Here is a 22,660-nt window from a genome sequence, read left to right as displayed (position 1 = left end):
TTATAAATAAATAGGATGATTGAAGATAAAAACCAGCAGCGTACTAGTATAGGTCAATTAGGCGAATTTGGATTGATAGACCACTTGACGAAAAATTTCGAAGTAAACCAACCCTCAACAATAAAAGGCATTGGTGATGATGCCGCTGTTCTAGACTTTAAGGAGAAAAAAATAGTAGTTTCAACTGATTTACTAATAGAAGGCGTTCATTTTGATTTGGCATACATGCCCTTAAAACATTTAGGATATAAAGCGGTAGTCGTGAACATATCAGACATATGTGCAATGAACGCAAAGGCTACTCAAATTACAGTCTCTGTAGCCGTTTCTAATCGCTTTCCTCTAGAAGCATTAGACGAACTGTTTGATGGGATTGCTCACGCAGCAGCTGAATATAAAGTAGATGTAATTGGTGGAGACACCACCTCATCGCAAAAAGGATTAATTATAAGTATTACCGCTATTGGTGAAGCTGATGAAGAAGAACTTGTTTATAGAAACGGAGCTAAACAAACCGACCTTTTAGTTGTTACCGGAGATATTGGTGCCGCCTACATGGGATTGCAAGTGCTTGAAAGAGAAAAACAGGTTTTCCAAGTAAACCCCAATTCTCAACCTGATTTAGACGCCTATACTTATTTGATAGAACGACAGTTGAGACCAGAAGCGCGAAAAGATGTTCGTACTTTATTACATGCTTTAGAGATAAAACCAACTTCCATGATAGACATATCTGATGGATTATCTTCGGAGATTATGCATTTATGCAAACAATCCAGCGTTGGGTGTAATTTATACGAAGATAAATTACCTCTTGATCCGCAATTAATTAGTGTTTGTGAAGAATTTAATATTGACAGTACCACAGTAGCAATAAATGGTGGTGAAGATTACGAACTGCTTTTTACTATTGCCATGGAGGATTTTGATAAAATAAAGGCTAATCCTAACTTTTCAATCATTGGTCATATGACCCAAGAAAGCGAAGGAATCCATCTTGTAACAAGGGCAAACACTAAAATCGCGTTGAAAGCGCGTGGCTGGAATGCTTTAAGTGAATAAAATGAAGGGCTTTTAAATAAAAACACCCCAAGGAGAAATTCTTGGGGTGTTTTTATTTAGAATAATAATCCTATTTTTCTCGCTTCTCGCACTAATTCTAGATCAGTTCCTTCGGTCAAGCTTAATAATTCTTTTAGATTTAGCTTCCTTGCCTCTATTGCATTTAGTGATATCGGAATATATTGAGGAATATCTTCTGCTTTGGTTCCTTTAGATAAATGAAATAAAATTTGTTTATCAAATAAATCAATCTCAATACTATGATCTTGCGATTCTAACATTTGAAGAACTGACTGGCTATAGTACATTTCGTTTTTTATAACTTTATCGAAAGCAAAAATAAGTTCGTCAAAGGTTAAATCATTTTTAATTATTAGTCCATTAGGATTAATATTTTTGATTATCGTTTTAATTTTTAAAAACTCAGTAAACATGGTCAGTAAAATAATTTTACAATTAGGCATGTTTTCTAAAATCAACTTAGCTAAATCTTCACCAGAATAAATACCCTTCTCTTCATAAGGAGGCATGCTAATATCTAAAAAAGCGATATCAAATTTAGGTGTTTCTGGATTTAAGATCAAATTGTAAGCAGACTCACAATCCTTGGCTTCCATAATTTGAAACTCATACTTATCAGGCTGATATCGTGTTATAGCATTTTTGTACCCTTGAATTATAAAAGGGTGGTCGTCAACAATTAAAATTTTATTCTCAAGACGTGTTAAAGATTGGGGTTCAACGGTCATTATTTATAGTGGTATTTGTTTTTGTTCTATTGGTATCGTAACGCATATTGTACTTCCTTGGCCTATAGCAGAGGAGATATCAAATATCCCATTACATTCATTTGTTCGTGAAATCATATTTTGCAAGCCAATTCCTTTCTTTTTTGTTTTGGCGTTGAAACCTACACCATTGTCTTTAATTAGCAGCACTATCGAATCATCTTTCTTCTTTAGTTCTACTATAATAGTAGTGGCTTTAGCATATTTATTGCAATTTTGGAGTGACTCTTGAATAATTCGATATAAATTAATCTTTGAAGAGTTCTTTACCCTATCCCATTTTATACTTGAATCAATCGTTGACACTAGTTTCGTTTCAAATGTTTTACGCTGCTCTTCTAGCAAATTATCAACGATTGCGACGAAGTTATTAATTAATTCTGATTTTTCTCTATTCAAGTCATGGGAAATTTCACGAATATCTTGTTCTATATTTTTTAGTTCTGATAAATAACTGTTTCGTTGATCGATAGCCTGCTCATCTTGGAATTTATTTAGACTATCTAAGTTCATTCTAACACCAAACATCCTACCCAATACACCATCATGTAACTCTTGAGCAACTCTTTTTTTCTCTTGAACCCTGTTACTCTCAATCGTGTTTTGCTGTGAGATCATCAAATTATATATATCCTCGTTTGCTTTTTGCTGTTGCTGCTTGTATAAAAGCTCCCTGTTTTTGGTCTTTTGTGTTTTAATTATATAAGTAGAAAGTCCCAGGATGGTCAAAAAACTTAAAGCATATGCTAAATTCTTATTTTGAAGTTCTAAGCTTGAATTTTGGTCTTTGATTTGATCTGTTTCATACTCAATACGAGAGAACTTATCTCCCATCTTGCGCTCTTCTTTCTGTAGTTGTTCGTTGATTCGAATGTATTCTTTGTTGTATATTACTGCTTTTGTTGGTTCAATGAGGGCAAGTTGTTTTAAAGCAACTAATACATCCCTAGCAACGTTTGTTTCGCGAGCTGATTGAAGTGCTTCTTTAGAATATTGTATTGCTTTTACTGTATCTTTTCTGGACGCATAAAATTCAGACAAATGAATTTTATTAATAAATATCCCAGAAACAATGTTTAAACTATCTCGAAGATTTAAGGATTCGAAGAAAAGATCTGGAAGTTGTTTTGACTCCTCTAATTTAAACTTAGCGTATGCGAAATTATCCAATAACATAGAGTAAACATATGGTTTTTGACTCAATAAGTTTTTTTGCTCCAAACCTTTTTGAAAATATTCTTTAGCTAATAAATATTTTTTCGAATTAAGGTATAGGAAACCTAGGTTATTATAAGATGTAGCTCTTGACTGAAATTCTTCCGGCATGATACTGTCATCAATTATCGCCAACGCTTTGTTATGGTAAATAATTGCATTATCATATTCCCCGAGTTCAACATACAATATGCCCAATAAATTATATGAGTCATATAAAATGTTATTAGCTTGCTTTTCTTCCTTAATCGTTCTTAACACATGAAAAACTTCTTTCTCGGCACCTAGAAAATCACCTGAATAATATTGCAAATTAGCTTTGTTAAATAAGATTTTACCTAAAGACATTTTATCCTTAAGATCATCATAAATACGTTCTGCTTTATTATAAAATATAAAGGCGCTATCAGGCGAAGTATTAGACTCATAATAATTACCTAGGTAGGTAAAAGCTTTTGCTATACTGACAGAATCATTTGCCTCAGTTGAATTCTCTAAAACAAGTCTTACAGTATTATTAAAATCTTTCCAGTTACTAATGTTATAAAAGCGATTAGCCACCTTAAAAAGGTTAACTCTATTTATAGAATCATTTTTAAGATTAGAGACTACATCTAAGGCTCTAACACTGTAAGTCTGCCTATCATCTCTTGGAAGATTAAGATCATTAGCAAGTGAAAAATAAATATCTAGACTATCGGAAGAGGAATCAACTATATTGTTTTTAGATTCCTTTTGAGTACAACTCGAAAGAAAAATAACTAGAAGTAACGTTAAATAAAAGTATTGTGTAGATCTCAATTTAGGTATTGGTTTGTACCAAAAATAGTGAAATTAAACTATAATCATAAAAAAAGGCTATCAAAATTTGATAGCCTAATAAAATTTTCAAAATAATTATATCAGTCTAATTTCATATTACCTCCTGAAGCCTGACCTCCTATGATATCTAACTTCATATTTCCTCCTGAAGCCTGACCTCCAATGATATCTAATTTCATATTTCCTCCTGAAGCCTGACCTCCAATGATATCTAATTTCATATTTCCTCCTGAAGCCTGACCTCCTATAATATCTAGCTTCATATTTCCTCCTGAAGCTTGACCTCCAATGATACTTGTTTCAGAAACTGTGAATGAAGTTAAGATCATTACTAAAGAAAGTAGGCCTACTGTTAAGATTGATTTTTTCATAATAAGGGGATTTGTTATGTTTTATAAATGTTTTGCGTTTTTCTAAAAACAGGTATAATTACGTGCTTTTGATGTGGTAAAACTACACAGTCATTCCTTATTTCAGCTTAGTTTTTAGGTGTTTATGGTGGATTACGGTCGTTTGATAGTGAATGATGCTCAAATCTTGGTGAATGGCTATTTTATTATATTTCCAGATAATTACCACTAGAAATTTCAGAAATAATCAGATCGATATTTCCTTTGTAAGACTTAGAAAAAGGAAGTTTTACAGCAGTGTTTTTTATGTAACAAACCGAATTTCCGGTATGAATACGCGATATATAACTTGTGTTAACGATATAACTATTATGAATACGGACGAAAGGAAAAGTCAAAGCACCTTCAAAATGCTTTAACGTTTTAAATGCAGTAACCATTTCTCCATTGTTTAAGTGGATATCTGTTGAATTATTATCCGCTTGCAAATAACATATGTCACGTGTATCTATATATCTGTAATCGCCATACGATTTTACACATAGAATAAGCGGCTCCTCATTTGAAATACCACCATTGCGAATAGCACTCGATAATTTTATATCCTCTGAATTTATAAATACCCCCTCTTGAGCAGGCTGGATTACCTTTTGCTCAAATTCTTTTTTGATCTTTAGTATAAGTTTTACAAAATCGATTCGCGCTAAGGGTTTCAATATATATCCAGCTACATCATATTGTAAAGCCTCGAATGCGAGATCTTTTTTAGACGTTGTGACGATAATTTTTGGAATCACTTTTAAGTACCGATGTAGCTCGCTAATTAATCGTAATGATAAATTACTTTTTTTATCCGAAGGATCAATTTCAAGAAAAATCAATTGTGGTGAATGCTCTAATATCAGGTTTAGCCCTTCATCGTAATTATTCGCAGATGCTAGAAATTGAAGCTCTGAAAAACTATCAGCTATAGCTTTAGTTTTCAAAACACTTTCTTGATTATCGTCAATAATAATGTACAAATGATTCATCTACTATGCTTCCTAAATTTATTAGGTTTACACTAGTCTCTACAAGCAAAACTTTGCTTAAAAAATTAAATTACTGAGTAGCTTTGGGGAAAACTAGATAAGTATCTTATTCCAATTTTTATAATAAAACAAGAATTTAACATTTTAAAAATAATCATTTACTCTACCTTTAAAGAATGCTTGTTAATAGAATTTTAATAAATGTTAATAGAATTTGCCCAACTGCAGATAAATCCGATTAAGAACATTTTTCTCGTTTAGTTATTACTTAAAAACTAATTTTTCATCTGGCAAGCTGTACTACAAAACCTACCTAAATAATTTCATACGTTGTCTCTTGTAAACTAAAACTACTAAGTAGTGACTTTATTTGACAACAAACAGTTAGTTATTAAGAAGTTGGATCGCTAAAAAAGCATTTGTTTTTTCTCAACTTTATCTTACATTTACAAAAAAACTAAACTATGAAAAAACTGATTATTGTAATTTTCTTCTTTTCCTATTTAACAACCTATAGTCAAGAAAAAACTGCACCCGATTTTAAAAAAAATGAATTAAAAGGAAACGCCCTATTTCTAGTTCTTGGTGCAGTAGAAGTTAGTTATGAACGTATTTTGAATGAAGATACTGGTTTAGGAGTGACCATTTTTTATGTAAATGAAGATGATTTTGAAAGTAATTTTACACTTAGCCCGTACTATCGTGCTTATTTTGGAAAAAAAACTGCAGCAGGGTTTTTTATAGAGGGGTTTAGTATGTTTAATACAGGAGTAGCTAGTAAAACGTACTACTACGACAATAATAACAACATTAGTCGTATTGACAAAAATCGCTACACTGATCTCGCTATAGGCTTTGGATTAGGTTCAAAATGGGTACATAAAAAAGGCTACCTCTTTGAAATTAATACGGGCATAGGGCGAAATTTACTAAGCAAAGATAGCCCAGAAATTGTAGGGCGTCTCGGCATAACATTAGGTTACCGTTTCTAAACAAAAAAGCTTCTCGATTGAGAAGCTTTTTTTATTTTACGTGGACTGTATTACATTTTCATTAACCAATTTTTCATTGATACCTCGTTATCAATTAATTCTTTTAAATCAGCTATTGCAACACGATCTTGCTTCATCGTATCTCTATGCCTAATCGTTACTGTTTGGTCTTCAATAGTTTGATGATCCACAGTTATACAAAAAGGTGTCCCTAGTGCATCTTGTCTTCTGTATCGACGACCTACTGCATCTTTCTCATCATACGTAACACTAAAATCCCATTTCAAATCAGCTATGATTTGATGAGCAATTTCAGGTAAGCCATCTTTTTTTACTAATGGCAACACCGCTGCCTTCGTTGGAGCTAATACTGATGGCAGTTGCAATACCGTTCTAGTTGAGCCATCTTCTAAGGTTTCTTCTTTTAGGGAAGTTGCAAACACAGCTAAGAACATTCTATCCAATCCTACCGAAGTTTCTACTACATAAGGTACATAGTTTTTATTCAATTCGGCATCAAAATATTGTAGTTTTCTTCCTGAGAATTGCTCATGCGCTTTTAAATCAAAATCAGTACGAGAGTGAATACCCTCTAACTCTTTAAACCCAAAAGGGAAATTAAATTCAATATCTGCGGCAGCATTTGCATAATGCGCTAATTTCTCATGATCATGAAAGCGGTAATTTTCCTTACCCAAGCCTAATGATAAGTGCCATTTTAATCGGGCATCTTTCCAGAATTCGTAGTGCTTCATTTCCTCTCCTGGACGCACAAAGAATTGCATTTCCATTTGTTCAAATTCACGCATTCTGAAAATAAATTGTCGGGCCACAATTTCATTCCTAAACGCCTTACCTGTTTGCGCGATACCAAAAGGAACTTTCATTCGTCCTGATTTTTGTACATTCAAGAAATTGACAAAAATACCTTGTGCCGTTTCAGGACGCAAATATAAATCCATGGCAGTATCCGCAGAAGCTCCTAATTTTGTCCCAAACATCAGGTTAAATTGTCTCACTTCGGTCCAATTACGAGATCCTGTTTCTGGACAAGCAATTTCTAACTCTTCAATCAGTGCTTTTACATCTTCTAGATCTTCGTTCCCTAAAGAACGACCCAAACGCTCTAAAATTTCTCTCTCACGAGCTTTATACTCAACAACTCTAGGGTTAGTTGAGACAAACTCTGCTTCATTGAAAGCGTCTCCAAAACGAACTTTAGCTTTTTCAATTTCCTTGATCGCTTTTATATTAAGCTTTTCAGCATAATCTTCAATTAAAACGTCAGCTCTATATCTTCTTTTTGAATCTTTATTATCTATCAAAGGGTCATTAAAAGCATCTACGTGTCCTGATGCTTTCCAAGTCGTTGGATGCATCAATATAGAAGCGTCCAAACCAACGATATTTTCATTCATTTGAACCATGGCTTTCCACCAGTATTCCCGTATGTTCTTTTTTAACTCTACTCCGTTTTGCGCATAGTCATATACCGCACTCAAACCATCGTAAATTTCGCTTGACGGAAAAATAAATCCATACTCTTTTGCATGCGAAATTACATTCTTAAATATATCTTCTTGTTTTGCCATAATGCAAAAATATAAAAAGTGAACTTAAAAAAAAGAAAATAAGCTAAGTTTGAAGCATTGATTTTCATATTTTTATCTAATTATAACCCATTTGTATGCTAAAACACCTTATAAATTTATTCTTTCCAAGAATATGCGCTGGTTGCACTACAATTTTATTGACAAATGAAAGTGTAATCTGTACTAGTTGCCGACACAACCTTCCTTTGACAAATCATCATTTAGCAACTGAGAATGAAGCTTACAAAAAGTTTTATGGTAGAGTTCTAGTTGAGCATGCATCTGCTTTATTGTATTTTCATAAAAAAGGAATCGTTCAGGAGTTAATTCACAATTTAAAATACAAAGGACATGAAGAAATAGGAACTCTATTAGGACATTGGTATGGGCAAGATTTAAAAGAAGTATTACTTTCACAAAAACCTGATGTAATTATACCTGTTCCATTACACTCAAGGAAATATAAAGAAAGAGGTTACAACCAAGTCACTAGCTTTGGACTCGCTCTTTCAAAAGAGTTAGCAATCAGTTACAATAGCAAACTTTTAATACGAACGGTTTACTCCAAAACGCAATCTAAAAAAAACTTGATAGGTAGAGCAGAGGGAATTGAAAACTTATTTGATGTAACTTTCACTGAAAGTGATCATGGTAAACATTTTTTACTGGTAGACGACGTAATTACAACAGGTTCAACACTAGAAGCCTGCTCTCGAGCATTATTAAAAATTCCCAACGTTAAAATTAGTATCGTGTGCATGGCAATGGCTCAGTCCTAATCGTAAATAGGTTCTAAAAAATTAGAATTTAAACTGAAAATGAGGGTATTAAGCAACTTTAATGAAATTATAACAAGCTAGTATTTCGAAATCTAAAGTTAAATGTTTAAATTTGAATAAAATTTTATAAATATTTAAACACACATATTATGGCTTTTGAATTACCTCAGTTACCTTATGCTTATGACGCATTAGAACCAAACATTGATGCTCGCACAATGGAAATTCACCACTCAAAGCATCATAATGCTTATACTACCAACCTTAATGCTGCCGTTACGGGAACAGATATGGAAGGAAAAACAATCGAAAACATCTTGCTTAACTTAGATATGAAAAATGCTGCTGTTCGTAACAACGGTGGTGGTTTTTACAACCATAATCTTTTTTGGGAAGTAATGTCACCAAACGGCGGTGGTCTCCCTACAGGAGAGTTACTTGCAGCAATTGAAAGTAGTTTTGGGAGTTTTGATGAATTTAAAGCTAAATTTAGCAAAGCAGGAGCCACTCAATTTGGATCAGGATGGGCTTGGCTTTGTGTAGAAAAAGGAGGTAAACTAGACGTTTGCGGTACTCCAAATCAAGACAATCCATTAATGCCAGGTATTGGATGCGGCGGAACTCCAATTTTAGGAATGGATGTTTGGGAACATGCTTACTACTTGCATTACCAAAACAGAAGACCTGATTATATTGAAGCTTTCTTTAATGTTATCAACTGGACAGAAGTGTCAAGAAGATTTGCCTCAGAGAAATAAGATAAACACATTATAATAAAAATAGACGCATAGCTCAAAGCTAATGCGTCTATTTTTTTTGCTTAAATAGGATCTTTTCTTGACTTTATTCCAATAAAAAAGGTGGAATTACTTCCACCCTTTTTGCCCCAAATCTACCATAAACTTAACCTACTAATGTTATGGTGAGTCAAATATATGTTTGCTTGTTATTTAAAACTAATTTATTAGTTAAACAACTTAAAAAATCGTTTAAATACTTGTTTATACCATCACCTAGTATGCTCTAGCGTCTTTCCCTTCGTAAAAATTCATGAATGCTCTATTAACCACCCTATTACCTCCTGGAGTTGGATAATCTCCAGTAAAATACCAATCCCCTAAGTTTTTAGGGCATGCAATATGTAAATCCTCTACAGTTTGAAATATAATTTTAACTTCTGCCTTAATTTCTGGAGAACTTAACATTTCAGCTATTTTATCTGAAACCTCTTGTGGAGTAAAAGGGTCATAAATAGCGGTTACATAATTTACCACATCACGATCAAGATAGTTCTCTTGTGCTTTACATTTTGCATACACGTCATCAACTATATGATATAGGTTTCTTTCTTTTAACAACTCAAGAGCTGCTCTAAAAGCTACTAATCCTTCGAGCTTAGCCATATCGATACCGTAGCAATCTGGATATCTAATTTGAGGAGCTGATGAAACAATTACAATCCTCTTTGGATTTAGTCGGTCCATCATCTTTATGATACTCATTTTTAATGTTGTCCCTCGTACGATACTGTCGTCGATAATTACTAAATTATCTGTAGGTTTAATAACGCCATAAGTAACATCATATACGTGTGCAACTAAATCATCGCGACTGCTATCCTCAGTGATAAAAGTTCTAAGCTTAGCATCTTTTATAGCTACTTTCTCTGTGCGGATTTTTACAGCCAATAATTCCTGTAAGCTTTCAGCAGTAAGCGTATCTCTATTTTTTAGAATAAAATTATTTTTTCTTTGGTTCAAGAAATCTTGAGCCTGCTCTACTAAACCATAAAAAGAGGTTTCGGCAGTATTAGGGATATACGAGAATACCGTATTATCAGTATCTTGATCAATCGCATCTAAAACTGCTGGCAAAATTAGTTTTCCTAATTTTTTTCTTTCTTGATATATTTCGGCATCACTACCTCTTGAAAAATAAATTCGTTCAAATGAACAAGATTTCTTCACGGTGGGCGGCAAGATTTCTTTCATAGAAACAGAACCATTTTTCTTAATGATCAGAGCTTTACCTGGGTCAATCTCGTGAACACTTTCAAAAGGAACATTAAAAACAGTTTGTATAACTGGCCTTTCAGAGGCAACAACTACTATTTCATCGTCTTGGTAATAGTATGCAGGTCTAATTCCTGCTGGGTCTCTAAAAACAAATGCATCTCCATGACCTAAAAGTCCCGCCATAGCATATCCTCCATCTAAATTTTTTGAAGCACGAGTCAGAATTTTTGCTACATCTAATCGCTCAGCAATCACAGGTGAAGCCTGACGCTTGTTAAGACCTTCGTTTTTACAATCTTGATACAAATCAGTCACTGCATCATCTAAGAAATGTCCTATTTTCTCCATTACTGTAACCGTATCCGCCATTTCTTTTGGATGCTGTCCTAACTCGACAAGACTCTGAAAAAGCTCTTTAACGTTAGTCATGTTGAAATTACCCGCTAGAATCAAGTTTCTATGCATCCAATTGTTTTGACGTAAAAACGGGTGGACACTTTCGATACTGTTTTTTCCAAAAGTTCCGTAACGTACATGGCCTAAAAACAACTCTCCAATGTATGGAATATTTGCTTTTTGTGCCGCTACATCATCAGCATATTCCGGATGAGCAGCCATCTCGTCGTTGATTCGATCATTAATTTGAGCAAAAACATCTTGTATAGGCTGGGCGTGGTTTGAACGCACACGACTAATGTATCGTTCTCCTGGCTCAACATCTAGCTTTATACTCGCAAATCCAGCACCATCTTGTCCTCTATTGTGCTGCTTCTCCATAAGGAGATACATTTTTTGTATTCCGTAAAAAGCCGAACCGTATTTCTCTTTGTAAAATTCAAGCGGTTTAAGTAGTCTTACTAAGGCTATACCACACTCGTGTTTTAAAGCGTCGCTCATTGTGTATTTATTTGTTGTGTTGTTGTTGAATCTAAAGTGCCCTTTTGCAAGAGAACAGGTATTGTATATTAAAAATCAAAAAAGCCCCGTTTCCGAGGCTTTAAAGCATTATAATTCTATATCAAACTGAGTCAATGATTTAAATTGTTTCAATCTCGATACGACTTCGTCTTTTTCTAAACTAACCATTCGTTCAGTTCCAAATTTCTCCACGCAGAAAGAAGCTAAGTTAGAACCGTATATAATCGCGTTTTTCATATTCTCAAATGAAACATTTTCGCTTTGTGTAATAAATCCTGCAAAACCTCCTGCAAAAGTATCCCCTGCTCCAGTTGGGTCAAATACTTCTTCTAATGGTAATGCTGGTGCAAAAAACACATTTCCTTTATTAAACAATAAAGCTCCATGTTCTCCTTTTTTAATTACAACATATTTAGGACCCATTTCTTGAATTTTGGCAGCAGCCTTAACAAGAGAATATTCTCCTGATAATTGACGCGCTTCTTCATCATTGATCGTAATTACATCTACTCTTTTTATAACCTCTAATAATTCAGGTAAAGCACAATCCATCCAAAAATTCATGGTGTCTAACACAACTAACTTTGGTTTTGTTGTCATTTGGTCTAACACTCCGCTTTGCACTAATGGGTGCAAGTTCCCTAACATAACCACATCAGAATTTTTATAATTCTCAGGAACTTTTGGCTGAAAATCAGCTAATACATTCAATTGTGTATCTAGTGTATCTCTTGAGTTTAAATCGTTATGGTAGCGTCCACTCCAAAAGAACGTTTTACCACCTTTAACTACTTCAAGACCAGAAATATCAATATTCCTATCCGTTAATAAATCTAAATATTCTTGCGGAAAATCGTCACCAACTACCGATACGATTGCAGATTGTAAGTTAAAGAAAGAAGCTGACAGCCCAATGTATGTTGCTGCTCCACCTAAAATTTTATCTGTTTTCCCAAATGGAGTTTCAATTGCGTCGAAAGCAACAGTTCCAACAATCAATAATTTATTCATTTATATATGTTTCGAATTAAGCTGCAAAGATAGTTTATATGTTTCAGAGTTGCAAAAGTTGAAACTCGCAAAATTATCACCATATTTTCCCTTCTTCCTTCTCGTAAAAGGCATCAACTGATAATTCTTTTTGCATGGATGCCATTACAGCTAATTCATCACATCTTTCGTTTTGAGGATGATTGTTATGCCCTTTGATCCACTTGAAATCTACTGCATGTTTCCGATAAACAACTAACAATCTCTTCCATAAATCAGCATTTTTTCGATCAACAAACTTCTTTTTTTCCCACCCAAATACCCACTTTTTAAGAACTGAGTCGACCACATATTTAGAGTCAGAAACTACAAGCACTTTTGTTTGTGGATTTTTTAACTTTTCTAAACCAACAATGACTGCAAGAAGCTCCATTCTATTATTTGTAGTTAGGCGAAAACCTTCGTAAAACTCCTTCCTATACAATTTTCCTGCCACAGCTGTTTCCATCACGACGCCATATCCACCTCGCCCAGGATTTCCTTTGGCAGCTCCATCGGTATAAATATGTACTTCGTGGCTCATATTAATTAAATTATACGGTGTAGTAAACTTTATTATTACTTAAGAAGGTTTGCTATTATTTCAGGAAAAAAGCGTTGTTCTAGGTCATGCACTTTTTCAGCTACCACCTCAGGCGTATCCGTTCCCAGTAGCACTACCTTTTTTTGCGCTATTATGGCACCCTCATCATAATGTTCGTTTACCATATGAACCGTTATTCCGGTTTCTTTTTCTTTGTTTTCGACTACGGCCTTGTGAACATTCATTCCGTACATTCCTTTTCCTCCGTAATTAGGCAATAAAGCTGGATGAATATTTATAACCTTATTAGGATAAGCGCGAATTATAGATTCGGGGAATTGGAGTAAAAAACCTGCCAAAACAATTAAATCAGGCTGAATCTCATTAATTTTACGTAGTATTTTACCCTCAATTAATTCAGATTTTGCAAAAACTAGTGATTCGACTCCAAGTTTTTGTGCCTTACCAATAACCTTTGCCAAAGGATTGTTTGTTAAAACCAATACGACACTTGCTGTTCTTTTCTCATTGAAGTACTTTATTATATTTTCAGCATTAGTACCCGAACCCGAAGCAAAAACGACTATTTTTCTCATGATAAATCTTCTTTATATCACGCAAAAAAAAGAATAAAAAGTGAAAATAAATAACAAACCGAACTCTTTGTTGAAATATATTTTATAATTTAGTTGTCACATTTATCAACTTATTCGTTGTTTTAAAATAAAGTTTTTTATTTTTGCCAACAAATTAAATTCTAAAATTAAAGATTATGTCAGACATTGCATCAAGAGTAAAAGCGATTATCGTAGACAAATTAGGCGTTGACGAAAACGAAGTTGTAACAGAAGCAAGCTTCACTAATGATTTAGGAGCTGACTCATTAGACACTGTTGAGCTTATCATGGAGTTCGAAAAAGAATTTGATATCCAAATTCCAGATGATCAAGCAGAGAACATTGCTACTGTTGGTCAAGCTATTTCTTACATCGAAGAAGCTAAAAAATAATACACATACACCCGCACGCTTCAATGTATGCGGGTGTTGTTATTTTTTAAAATTATGATTTCGAGATTGAAATTCAATCAATAAAGATATTTACAATTTAATACCCACGGCTTTTTGTAATAATACAGTAAAGAAAGCGTGGGTTTTATTTGTTTTAAGATAAAAATATACACTAGATATGGTATTAAAGCGCGTTGTTGTAACAGGTTTAGGTGCTCTTACTCCTATAGGAAATAATATTCAAGAATATTGGAATGGTCTTGTAAATGGTGTTAGTGGAGCTGCTCCCATCACTTATTTCGATGCCTCAAAATTCAAAACTCAATTTGCATGTGAGTTAAAAAACTTTAATGTTGAAGATTTTATTGACAGAAAAGAGGCTAGAAAAATGGATCGATATGCTCAATATGCGATGGTTTCTAGCGATGAAGCAATAAAAGATGCGGCTTTTAACTTAGACAAACTTGACAAAGATCGAGCAGGAGTAATCTGGGGATCTGGAATAGGAGGATTAGAAACTTTTCAAATCGAAGTATTAAACTTTGCTGCTGGAGATGGGACACCTCGTTTCAATCCGTTTTTTATCCCGAAAATGATAGCTGATATTGCTGGTGGTCACATTTCCATCAAGTACGGATTTAGAGGCCCTAATTTCACAACCGTATCTGCTTGTGCATCATCTACCAATGCGATGATTGATGCATTTAATTATATTAGATTAGGCCATGCAGATGTTATGGTAACCGGTGGATCAGAAGCTGCAGTAACAATTGCCGGAATGGGTGGATTTAATGCCATGCATGCTTTATCTACGAGAAATGATGACCCTAAAACAGCTTCAAGACCAATGGACAAGGACCGAGATGGATTTGTACTTGGTGAAGGAGCAGGTGCATTAGTTCTTGAAGAATACGAACATGCTATTGCTCGTGGAGCTAAAATATATTGTGAAATAGGCGGAGGCGGTATGTCTGCAGATGCTCATCATATCACCGCACCACATCCAGAAGGACTAGGAGCTAAAAACGTAATGCTAAACTGTTTAAGAGATGCAGGTTTAAAACCAACAGATGTTGATGGTGTAAACATGCACGGAACATCGACACCGCTTGGTGATCTTGCTGAATCTAAAGCAATCGAACATGTTTTTGGAGAACATGCCTACAGCATGAATTTAAACTCAACAAAATCCATGACAGGTCACTTATTAGGTGCAGCTGGAGCAGTTGAAACTATTTCTACCATTTTATCAATGAAGTATGGTATTGTTCCTCCTACTATAAATCATTTTACTGATGATGAATGTATTGACTCTAAATTAAACTTCACGTTTAATGTTGCTCAAAAAAGAGAAATGAACGTTGTTATGAGTAATACATTTGGTTTTGGTGGACACAATGCTTGTGTACTAGTGAAAAAATTAGATTTCTAGCTTGATGAATATTATCAAAAAAATATTTAAGAAATCCCGTTCTCAAGAGGACGGGATTTTTTTTAATGCCATAGAAAAAATCCTTGGCTTCCCTCCAACAGACCTAGATTGTTACCGAAAAGCATTTACTCATCGCTCATCGAACAAATTAAGTCTAGATGGAAACCCTATCAACTACGAACGCCTAGAATTTCTAGGAGACGCTATGCTTAGCGCTGTAATTGCAGCCCATTTATTTAACAAAGCTCCAAACGGAGACGAAGGTTATCTAACTAAAATGCGTTCGAAAATCGTAAGTAGAGAACATCTCAATGAACTTGGGAAAGATTACAAACTCATACAATTTATCGAAAGCAAAGTGCCAGTTCAGCATTTTGGTGAAAACATTCATGGCAACATATTCGAATCCTTAATTGGCGCCATATACCTAGACAAAGGATTTACGTATTGCGAAAGCTTTATTCAAAAAAAAGTAATTATTCCTTATGTTGATATTTCTAGACTAGAAGGAAAAGTGATAAGCTATAAAAGTTTAGTAATTGAGTGGTGTCAAAAAGAAAAGAAAACATTTCATTATGATATTTTTGAAGACAATGCAATCGATGGCCAACGACTTTTTGGTGTAAAATTAAGTATCGATGGTAAAGTAATTGCTAAAGCCAGAGCCACATCAAAAAAGAAAGCTGAGGAAAAAGCATCTCAACGTGCCTATTTTGCATTTCAAGAAAAAATGGACAAAAAATAATGCTAAATAACTGAAAACTATAACGTTTTCGTTAGTAATTTTACGAAAACATCAAGAATCAGTGTGTCATAACTTCAAGAGATACACTATCTTTACGACTTATTCTATCATGAAATGGCAACTCATAAACTGGATCTCGGTGATTTTGACGATATAGATTATTATCTTATTGCGATACACACTTCATTAGAAGATTACAGATTAGCCTATTTCATCAATCAGCAACTTCCTATTAACTTAAGTAAAAGTAAGGAAGAAGTTCAGATCAATATTAAAGAAGGAGAAACCAATTTTTCCAGGTTTTATTATTACGACACTGAAAATGCTGTTTCCTGGAATTTAATTCAGAATAAAAACGAGGTACTTCAAAAGAAAATAGATACTACACAAAATTTGTTTTCAAATGTATGCATGGAAATTTCAACAAAAGTGTACTTACTTCCAGAATTTAAAAAAGCAGACTATTTTTTAAAGATTGAGAACACAGAGGAGACTATGAATGCCTTAAAAATAAAGACGCTTTTAAATAAAATAGAAAGTATCTCCACTGTTTACAGTGTTGATACAAATAAAATAAAATCAAAAAACAATTTAATTTTTTAATACCCATGAATACAAACAAAAAAACGAAAATTGTAGCCACACTTGGACCTGCATGTAGTACTAGAGAAATCATTAAAGATATGATCGATGCTGGTGTGAATGTGTTTAGAATAAACTTTTCGCACGCTGATTATTCTGACGTTGAGGAAAGAATAAAAATGATACGAAGCCTTAATGAAGAATTTGGATACACTACGGCTATATTAGCTGATTTACAAGGACCAAAACTCCGTGTTGGAGTAATGACCGAAGGAGTGGTAGTTAACGACGGAGACTTAATAACTTTTACTACAGCTGAGGATATTTTAGGTACTGCTGAGAAAGTGTTCATGAAATATAAAAATTTTCCAAATGATGTAAATGCAGGAGAACGTATTTTACTTGATGACGGAAAACTTATTTTTGAGATCGTATCTACAGATAAAAACACAGAGGTAGTTGCCAAAGTTATTCAAGGTGGGGAGCTGAAATCTAAAAAAGGAGTTAACCTACCTAATACAAAAATATCTCTGCCAGCTATGACAGAAAAAGATATTGCTGATGCGATATTTGCTATTGGTCAAAAAGTTGACTGGATCGCGCTTTCTTTTGTGAAAACTCCTCAAGATTTAAAAGATCTTCAAGATTTAATTGCTGAGCATGCAGAATATAAAATTCCAATTATTGCAAAAATTGAAATGCCAGAGGCTTTAGAGAATATGGATAAGATTGTTGCTTATTGTGACGCTCTTATGGTTGCTCGTGGAGACCTTGGAGTTGAACTTCCGGCCCATGAAGTACCTTTAGTTCAAAAGGAATTGATTCGTAAAGCAAAAATGGCAAGAATCCCAGTTATTGTAGCTACGCAAATGATGGAAACCATGATTACTAGCTTAACACCTACAAGAGCCGAAGTTAATGACGTTGCCAACTCTGTAATGGATGGTGCTGATGCAGTAATGCTTTCTGGTGAAACAGCAGCTGGAAACTATCCTGTTCAAGTAATCCAAAAAATGACTCAGATTATTGAAGCAGTAGAAAACTCTCCATTAATTCAGGTCCCACAAAATACACCACAAATTAAAACAAAGCGTTTCATCACTAAAACGATATGTCGCCATGCTGCGGTTATGGCTAATGCTATCGAAGCGAAAGCTATTTCAACTATGACTAATAGTGGGTACACTGCGTTCCAACTATCTGCTTGGAGACCATCTACAGCTCATATTTTAGTATTTACATCTAACAGAAGAATACTGACGCAACTAAGTTTGCTATGGGGAGTTAAATCATACTTTTATGATAAAGATGAAAGCACAGACAGAACTGTAACTGATATAAATGATATCGCAAAAGAAAAAGGACATGTAGACACTGGAGATTATATTATCAATCTAGCATCGATGCCAATTACTGAAAAAGGAATGGTTAACACTATGAGAGTTTCCGAAATAGAATAATTTTCTTTATATCAAAAATTCACCGTCTCTTATCATAAATTTAACGAGACGGTTTTTTTATGCCTACCAAATTTCGTTTATCTTTGATAAAAATTAAACTATATTTCTGATGGAATTTAAATCTAAAAATCCTTTTTTAAATAATAAATCGTTTTCTGCTACTTCAAAAGTAGAACAAGTACACCGTGCAACAGTTATTGATTACGATAATGAAATGACGTTGTCCGGAACTATTAATAAAACCTTGCTGTTATTTTTACTTCTAACTGCGTCAGCAATTGTGATTTGGTGGATGGCTTTTAATGGCTACAATCCAATCATACCTGCCATAGGAGGAGCTATTATTGGTTTAATACTTGTAGTAATATCTGCTTTTAAACCCCAGTATTCACCCATTTTAGCACCTGGTTATGCTTTATTTGAAGGATTATTTATAGGTGGAATATCAGCTATTTTTGAGGCTAAATATCCCGGAATAGTTATTCAGGCAGTAGGTGCAACATTTGTAACTTTTGCAGTTTGCTTAGGACTATATAAATTTAAGATAGTAAAAGTAACAGAGCAATTTAAGTCAGTTGTAGTTGCTGCAACATTAGCAATTGCGACCTATTACCTAATTTCTTGGGTCGTATCCATGTTCACTAGCTTCCAGCCAGTACATTATGGTAATTCGATGATGAGTATTGGTATTAGTGTTTTTGTCATCATTATAGCGGCTTTAAATTTATTCTTAGATTTTGATCGCATTGAAAAAGGAGTAGAACAAAAAATGCCAAAATTCATGGAATGGTTTGGTGCTATGGGCTTAATGATAACTTTAGTATGGTTGTACATTGAATTCCTTAGACTACTCTCCAAGTTATCAAGTAAAGACTAACTTGAATAATAAATGATAAAAAAGGCCTTTCTGTTACGAAAGGCCTTTCTTGTATCTATGCTACTTTTTCAAATGCTATAAAGTGAGAAACATCTCCCTTACTATTAAACACAGGATAGCCTTTTATCAAACACTGATAGGTTTCTCCATTTTTTTTATAATTTAAAACCCTCTTCTCAAAAGGTTCTTTGTTTTGGATAGCGAGTCTAATTTCATTTGATACCTCAAGATCCGTCTCTTCGCCATGAAACATCTTTGGACTCTGACCTATTACTTCCTCATTATTATAGCCGTTCATATTAACGATGTTTTTAGAAGCAAAAACAATCCTTAATTTAGCATCTGTAACAATTACGACTTCCTCTTTTAGTTTACTTTCAAAATCCCAATCCTGTTGACTCCATTTGTGTACGATAGAAAGCTTAAATAATTTATTAGCATCATCAAAGATAGATCGTAAACTGTTTAAAAATTCAAAATGAAAAGGCCACGCATGTATTGGCATCTCCTTTATATCTAAGGTGTTATGATATTTAATAACCGCGTCTTCGTATTGGCAAAAATCCATCTTTTCGTTTATTTTTATCAAATGTAAGTTTAAAAACAAAAACAAAATAACTTCTTTCAAAGTTTAACGATTGTTGAACGGATCAAAAATTAAAAATCAAAACGCAGCTGCACAGAGACCAAAACCTTTTTCACATCAGTATTTAGATTGCTTAACGAAATCCCTAACAACCTGACAGAGTCTTTCATACGCTCTTGGTACAACAAATCTTTAACAGTTTCCAGAATCAATCCCTTATCTGAAATAAAATAAGGCAAGGATTTACTTCTCGTTTGTTGTGTAAAATCACTATACTTAATTTTCAATGTTATTGTCTTCCCAGAAAGATCGTGTTTCTTTAATCTTTTTTCCAAAGTTTGAGCGATCGACTCCAGGCGTTCCATCATATAAATCTCAGAAGAAAGATTGTTGTCGAAAGTGTGCTCTGCTGCAACTGATTTCGTTATTCGATCAGATTTAACTTCACTATTATGTATACCCCTTACAACATCGTAGTAGAAAGAGCCTGCTTTACCAAAATGCTTTTCTAGAAAATCAAGTGACTTGCACTTAAGATCAAAGCCTGTAAACACACCTAATTGATACATTTTATCAGTGGTCACCTTACCCACTCCATAAAACTTCTTGATTGGTAATACTTCTAAAAAAGACAAAACCTCGTTTGGACTAACTGTCTTTTGACCATTGGGTTTATTTATGTCACTTGCAATTTTAGCTATAAACTTGTTTACTGAAATTCCAGCAGAGGCAGTGAGACCAACTTCAGTATAGATTCTATCTCTAATTTCTTGTGCCAAAGCACTTGCACTTACATAGCCTTTTTTATTTACGGTAACATCTAAGTAGGCCTCATCTAATGACAAGGGCTCGACTAAGTCGGTATAATCTCTAAATATGGAATGAATTTTTTTTGAAATTTCCTTATATCGTTCAAAGCGAGGTTTTACAAAAATAATATCAGGACAGTACTTCTTAGCAAGGGCACCACTTAGGGCGGAGCGTACACCAAACTTTCTAGCCTCGTAACTCGCAGCCGCTACAACTCCTCTATTTCCTGATCCACCAACTGCAATAGGTTTGCCCTTTAATGCTGGATTATCCAATTGTTCAACAGACGCATAAAATGCATCCATATCAATATGAATTATTTTTCTATTGCGAAGTTCCTCAGACATGAAACAAATTTACGACGCTTTTAACTTAAATTTCGTGACCAAACATAAAAAATTAATACATTTGAATTAACAACAATTACCACGCAGCAGCCTTTACTAACGCTTTAGAATTTTTGAACAATTGCAAAACAAGTAATAGAAAAATATGATTGAAATAGAAAGAAAGTTTTTAGTGGTTTCAGAAGATTATAAGAAAGAGGCCTTTTCTAAAAAAAACATTAAACAAGGTTACTTATCCTCAATACCTGAGCGTACGGTACGTGTGAGGACTAAAGGAGAAAAAGCCTATCTTACCATCAAAGGAGTATCGAGTGATAGTGGTTTATCTCGTTTTGAATGGGAAAAAGAAATACCAATTAGTGAGGCAGAACAACTACTACTGTTATGCGAAAAAGGCATCATAAACAAGACGCGCTTTGAAGTAAAAATAGGAAATCATATTTATGAAGTAGATGAATTCTATGACGAGAATGAAGGTCTAGTTATCGCAGAAATAGAATTATCGACTGAAGACGAATCATTTGTAAAACCAGATTGGTTGGGAAATGAAGTCACTACTGATAAGAGATATTATAATTCTTACGTAAGCGCTAACCCATTTACATCATGGTAATACCTACTCAACTATAACCTCTAAGGTAACCAGCATTGAACCCGCACCTTTGTTGTTTACAATATCCATAAAAGCTTTTTTAGAAAGGTCGATTTCTCGTGACTTTACAAAAGGTCCTCGATCTGTAATTTCGACCACTACAAATTTTCCGTTTGCCTCATTTGTCACTTTAACTTTAGTTCCAAATGGTAGTTTTTTATGAGCTGCTGTATACTTGTTTTTATCAAAGACTACTCCACTAGCAGTACGTTTACCATGAAATTTATCGGCATAATAGGACGCATGAGCTTTACTCTTATAAAATTTAAGTTTTCCTCGACCATCCCACAAACTATCTTTTGTGGCTTCTTGTATAACAATTCCTTGTTTATTTTTTTTTACTGTATCTTTTTGAATTTCTGTTATTGACTTATCTACAAAACCTTTCGAGTGTATACTTACAAAGGCGAAGGCGAAAAAGAAAAATAGTAACGTAATTGATTTTTTCATTAGTAACTTATTAGTTCAACTTAGTAAAAACAAAAACCGTACCCCGATAAAAAAAGTCCTAAAAAAGGACTTTTAAAAAAGGTTTACAACCACATAGACCATGGAATTCTACTTAAAATCAAAACTAATCCTAAACCATAAAAAATGGTAAAAGTCTTAAATTTTGTTTCACTCGTTGTTAGTTTTTTGTGCTTAGACCAACCAATTGTAATTAATGCAATAGCAATAATATTAATTAAAGGATGCTCTAATGATGTTAAGCGTAGAGCCTTATCAGCCATTTGACCGAATGATGCAAAACCTAAAGGTGACACAAAATATAAAATCATACCAACTAACAATTGAATGTGTATACCTATTAGCCCAAAAAGAGCAATCTTACGATCTCTAGCTGTAAATTCTTTTTTAGACAGCATTCCTATCAAAGCATTAGCAGTAGCAATAATTAACAATAACAAGGCAATGTAAGCCCAGCCTGAATGAAATTTTTGAATAAATTGGTACATAGATTTTGTTTTTTTGAATAACAAATATAAACAAAAAAGTATAAAAAAAGCCCCCATTTCAATAGAA

General features: G+C 33.9%; 24 protein-coding genes. 11 read left to right on the top strand and 13 right to left on the bottom strand.

What is annotated here, in order from left to right:
- The first annotated feature begins 15 nt into the window (after positions 1-15).
- A complete protein-coding gene (gene thiL, locus H8R22_RS03630) occupies positions 16-1,062 on the top strand; it encodes a thiamine-phosphate kinase (protein WP_187008888.1) in 1,047 nt (348 codons plus the stop codon).
- Between the two features lie 56 nt (positions 1,063-1,118).
- Here the strand turns inward: thiL and H8R22_RS03625 are convergent, their stop codons facing one another.
- The 4 genes from H8R22_RS03625 to H8R22_RS03610 form a co-directional block, all read right to left on the bottom strand.
- Positions 1,119-1,811, bottom strand: a complete 693-nt coding sequence (locus tag H8R22_RS03625) for a response regulator (RefSeq protein ID WP_187008889.1) — start codon at positions 1,809-1,811, stop codon at positions 1,119-1,121.
- Between the two features lie 3 nt (positions 1,812-1,814).
- Entirely contained in the window at positions 1,815-3,866 is a 2,052-nt protein-coding gene (locus H8R22_RS03620) for a tetratricopeptide repeat-containing sensor histidine kinase (protein WP_187008890.1), read from the bottom strand.
- Between the two features lie 101 nt (positions 3,867-3,967).
- Positions 3,968-4,258, bottom strand: coding sequence for a 3-oxoacyl-ACP reductase (locus H8R22_RS03615; RefSeq protein ID WP_187008891.1), 291 nt, complete (start codon positions 4,256-4,258; stop codon positions 3,968-3,970).
- Between the two features lie 185 nt (positions 4,259-4,443).
- Complete coding sequence (locus H8R22_RS03610) at positions 4,444-5,268, bottom strand: LytR/AlgR family response regulator transcription factor (RefSeq protein ID WP_187008892.1); 825 nt, start codon at positions 5,266-5,268, stop codon at positions 4,444-4,446.
- A 464-nt stretch (positions 5,269-5,732) separates the two neighbouring features.
- Between H8R22_RS03610 and H8R22_RS03605 the strand changes: the two genes are divergently transcribed.
- Positions 5,733-6,260 (top strand): DUF3575 domain-containing protein, encoded by a 528-nt coding sequence (locus H8R22_RS03605; protein ID WP_187008893.1) that lies wholly within the window; start codon positions 5,733-5,735, stop codon positions 6,258-6,260.
- A 50-nt stretch (positions 6,261-6,310) separates the two neighbouring features.
- Here H8R22_RS03605 and H8R22_RS03600 read toward each other — a convergent pair whose 3' ends face one another.
- Positions 6,311-7,852, bottom strand: a complete 1,542-nt coding sequence (locus H8R22_RS03600; protein WP_187008894.1) for a glycine--tRNA ligase — start codon at positions 7,850-7,852, stop codon at positions 6,311-6,313.
- A 95-nt stretch (positions 7,853-7,947) separates the two neighbouring features.
- Between H8R22_RS03600 and H8R22_RS03595 the strand changes: the two genes are divergently transcribed.
- Entirely contained in the window at positions 7,948-8,631 is a 684-nt protein-coding gene (locus H8R22_RS03595; protein ID WP_187008895.1) for a ComF family protein, read from the top strand.
- A 149-nt stretch (positions 8,632-8,780) separates the two neighbouring features.
- Positions 8,781-9,389, top strand: coding sequence for a superoxide dismutase (locus H8R22_RS03590; protein ID WP_187008896.1), 609 nt, complete (start codon positions 8,781-8,783; stop codon positions 9,387-9,389).
- A gap of 255 nt (positions 9,390-9,644) precedes the next feature.
- Here the strand turns inward: H8R22_RS03590 and H8R22_RS03585 are convergent, their stop codons facing one another.
- The 4 genes from H8R22_RS03585 to purN all read right to left on the bottom strand — a co-directional run bounded on the left by H8R22_RS03585 (position 9,645) and on the right by purN (position 13,733).
- Entirely contained in the window at positions 9,645-11,543 is a 1,899-nt protein-coding gene (locus H8R22_RS03585) for an amidophosphoribosyltransferase (RefSeq protein WP_187008897.1), read from the bottom strand.
- Between the two features lie 108 nt (positions 11,544-11,651).
- Complete coding sequence (locus tag H8R22_RS03580) at positions 11,652-12,575, bottom strand: PfkB family carbohydrate kinase (RefSeq protein WP_187008898.1); 924 nt, start codon at positions 12,573-12,575, stop codon at positions 11,652-11,654.
- A 76-nt stretch (positions 12,576-12,651) separates the two neighbouring features.
- Positions 12,652-13,137 carry a ribonuclease HI gene (gene rnhA / locus H8R22_RS03575; RefSeq protein WP_187008899.1) on the bottom strand — a complete coding sequence of 162 codons (486 nt, stop codon included), beginning with the start codon at positions 13,135-13,137 and terminating at the stop codon, positions 12,652-12,654.
- 35 nt (positions 13,138-13,172) lie between these two features.
- Positions 13,173-13,733, bottom strand: a complete 561-nt coding sequence (gene purN, locus H8R22_RS03570) for a phosphoribosylglycinamide formyltransferase (protein ID WP_187008900.1) — start codon at positions 13,731-13,733, stop codon at positions 13,173-13,175.
- Positions 13,734-13,909: 176 nt separating this feature from the next.
- Between purN and H8R22_RS03565 the strand changes: the two genes are divergently transcribed.
- The 6 genes from H8R22_RS03565 (at position 13,910) to H8R22_RS03540 (ending at position 19,242) form a co-directional block, all read left to right on the top strand.
- A complete protein-coding gene (locus H8R22_RS03565) occupies positions 13,910-14,146 on the top strand; it encodes an acyl carrier protein (protein WP_007137004.1) in 237 nt (78 codons plus the stop codon).
- A 178-nt stretch (positions 14,147-14,324) separates the two neighbouring features.
- The gene (gene fabF, locus H8R22_RS03560; protein ID WP_187008901.1) at positions 14,325-15,578 is read left to right on the top strand and encodes a beta-ketoacyl-ACP synthase II; all 1,254 of its coding nucleotides are present in this window, start codon (positions 14,325-14,327) and stop codon (positions 15,576-15,578) included.
- A 4-nt stretch (positions 15,579-15,582) separates the two neighbouring features.
- Positions 15,583-16,323, top strand: coding sequence for a ribonuclease III (gene rnc / locus H8R22_RS03555; protein WP_187008902.1), 741 nt, complete (start codon positions 15,583-15,585; stop codon positions 16,321-16,323).
- A 114-nt stretch (positions 16,324-16,437) separates the two neighbouring features.
- Positions 16,438-16,926, top strand: coding sequence for an IPExxxVDY family protein (locus H8R22_RS03550; protein WP_187008903.1), 489 nt, complete (start codon positions 16,438-16,440; stop codon positions 16,924-16,926).
- 5 nt (positions 16,927-16,931) lie between these two features.
- Positions 16,932-18,365: a pyruvate kinase gene (gene pyk / locus H8R22_RS03545; protein WP_187008904.1), complete on the top strand. Its 1,434-nt coding sequence runs from the start codon at positions 16,932-16,934 to the stop codon at positions 18,363-18,365.
- Between the two features lie 109 nt (positions 18,366-18,474).
- Positions 18,475-19,242 carry a Bax inhibitor-1/YccA family protein gene (locus tag H8R22_RS03540; protein ID WP_187008905.1) on the top strand — a complete coding sequence of 256 codons (768 nt, stop codon included), beginning with the start codon at positions 18,475-18,477 and terminating at the stop codon, positions 19,240-19,242.
- A gap of 55 nt (positions 19,243-19,297) precedes the next feature.
- Here H8R22_RS03540 and H8R22_RS03535 read toward each other — a convergent pair whose 3' ends face one another.
- A complete protein-coding gene (locus H8R22_RS03535; RefSeq protein ID WP_187008906.1) occupies positions 19,298-19,810 on the bottom strand; it encodes a PAS domain-containing protein in 513 nt (170 codons plus the stop codon).
- Positions 19,811-19,899: 89 nt separating this feature from the next.
- Positions 19,900-20,985, bottom strand: a complete 1,086-nt coding sequence (dinB, locus tag H8R22_RS03530) for a DNA polymerase IV (RefSeq protein ID WP_187008907.1) — start codon at positions 20,983-20,985, stop codon at positions 19,900-19,902.
- A gap of 145 nt (positions 20,986-21,130) precedes the next feature.
- On the opposite strand from dinB, the gene H8R22_RS03525 reads away from it, so the two are divergent.
- Positions 21,131-21,598, top strand: coding sequence for a CYTH domain-containing protein (locus H8R22_RS03525; protein WP_187008908.1), 468 nt, complete (start codon positions 21,131-21,133; stop codon positions 21,596-21,598).
- A gap of 3 nt (positions 21,599-21,601) precedes the next feature.
- On the opposite strand, the gene H8R22_RS03520 is transcribed toward H8R22_RS03525, so the two are convergent.
- The gene (locus H8R22_RS03520; protein ID WP_187008909.1) at positions 21,602-22,087 is read right to left on the bottom strand and encodes a septal ring lytic transglycosylase RlpA family protein; all 486 of its coding nucleotides are present in this window, start codon (positions 22,085-22,087) and stop codon (positions 21,602-21,604) included.
- An 83-nt stretch (positions 22,088-22,170) separates the two neighbouring features.
- Positions 22,171-22,593 carry a hypothetical protein gene (locus H8R22_RS03515; protein WP_187008910.1) on the bottom strand — a complete coding sequence of 141 codons (423 nt, stop codon included), beginning with the start codon at positions 22,591-22,593 and terminating at the stop codon, positions 22,171-22,173.
- Positions 22,594-22,660 lie beyond the last annotated feature (67 nt).

This window comes from Flavobacterium kayseriense (assembly GCF_014305095.1).
Classification (GTDB): Bacteria; Bacteroidota; Bacteroidia; order Flavobacteriales; family Flavobacteriaceae; genus Flavobacterium; species Flavobacterium kayseriense.
The sequence above is the reverse complement of the archived record's forward strand: the minus strand, read 5'-3'. Positions and strand labels throughout refer to the sequence as shown.